Here is a 1528-nt window from a genome sequence, read left to right on the forward strand (position 1 = left end):
TCGGCCTGCTTGACGGCGTCGCCGGCGATGCGGCTCGACTCCTGCACCTGGCGGGAGATCTCGTGCACCGAGGAGGCCATCTCGTTGGTGGCGGAGGCGACGCTCTGGACGTTGGTCGAGGCGAGCTCGGAGGCCGACGCCACCCGGGTGGCGAGGCTCTGGGTGGTCTCGGCCGTGCGGGTGAGGGTGCCGGCGGCGGCCTCCAGCTCGGTCGAGGCGGACGACACCGTCTCGATGATCTCGCCGACCGCGGCCTCGAAGCCGTCGGCGATCTTCTGCATCTCGGCCTTGCGTTGCGCGGCGGCGTGCTTCTCCGCCTCCTGCTGCGCTTCGGCCTCGGCCCGCGCCTTCTCGGCGGCCTTGAGCTTGAAGGCCTCCACGGCGTCGGCGATCTGGCCGATCTCGTCCTTGCGGCCGAGGCCGGCGAGCACGACGTCGAACTTGCCCTCGGCGAGCTGGCGCATGCCGGAGGTGAGGTCCGTGATCGGCCGGGCGATGCCGAACTGGGCGATCACGAAGGCGACGATCAGCGCGACGCCGACACCCGAGCCGACGATCAGGTAGGAATTGGTGATGGCGCTGCGCGTGCTCGTCAGCAGCTCGGCGGTGCCGGCCGCCGTGAGGCGCTCGATCTCGGCGGCCAGCTTCAGGGTGTCGGACAGCGCCTTCTGGGCCAGCGGGTCGACGCTGGTGCGGAGCAGGTTGGTGGCTTCGTCGTTGCGGTTGGCGAGGGCGAGCTCCTGCACCGGCTTGCCGGCGATGCCCATGGCGGCGAGATCGCGCTCGACCTGCTCGTAGCGCGATGCGAGGGCGGGGACCGCGGCCTTGGCGGCGACCGCCTGCTCGGTCGCGAAGGCCAGCGCCTTGGCGATCTGCTCCGGCATCTTCCGCATCTCCTCGTCGCTGGTCTCCGCGATGATGCGATACAGGTACATCTCGTACTGGTAGACGCCGCGGTTGAGACGGGCGTTGGCCAGACGGGCCGCCGCCTCGCCGGTGAGGAACTTGTTGTAGCCGCCCTCGATCGTGTGCATCTGCTGGCCGGAATACCAGGAGCCGAAGCCGGCGATGGCGGCGAGCAGCAGGATGACGGAGAGGATCTTGGGAAGGATGCGGATGTGGGACAGCAGCGACATCGAGGTTCTCCAGAACGCGGACGGGGCATCTCGCTCTGCGGAAGGCGACGACGGCCGGCCGCGGCGCATGCCGGGCGGAGCGGCCGGCCCCGGCCTCCCCGTGCGTCGGGTGCACCGCGGCCGCCGGACACCCGCCCGGAGGGACACGCGTCCATACTCCGACGAACTCATTAAAATAAAATTGTTCGGATCATCGAGACCTAAGTGTACTGTTCATCTTTCTCTCAATTACTGGGCGAACAAAGTATAGTACGGCCGTACTATGCTGGCGGCCCTGAATCTGGACCCGTCGTCCTGAGAGTCCGTTTGGAAACTCGATTCAGTGGCTGATGCGTCGTAGGAGGAGGCTTCCCATGGCGACGTGGAGCATGGCCTCGGAGACATCGATCCTG

General features: G+C 67.7%; 1 protein-coding gene. It reads right to left on the reverse strand.

Annotated elements, in window-relative coordinates; genetic code table 11:
• The coding region (locus J2S22_RS30825) for a HAMP domain-containing protein (protein WP_307155923.1) at positions 1-1136 on the reverse strand (1136 nt) is incomplete at its 3' end.
• Positions 1137-1528 lie beyond the last annotated feature (392 nt).

Origin of the sequence: Rhodoplanes tepidamans (genome assembly GCF_030813915.1) — a bacterium.
Lineage (GTDB): Bacteria > Pseudomonadota > Alphaproteobacteria > Rhizobiales > Xanthobacteraceae > Rhodoplanes > Rhodoplanes tepidamans.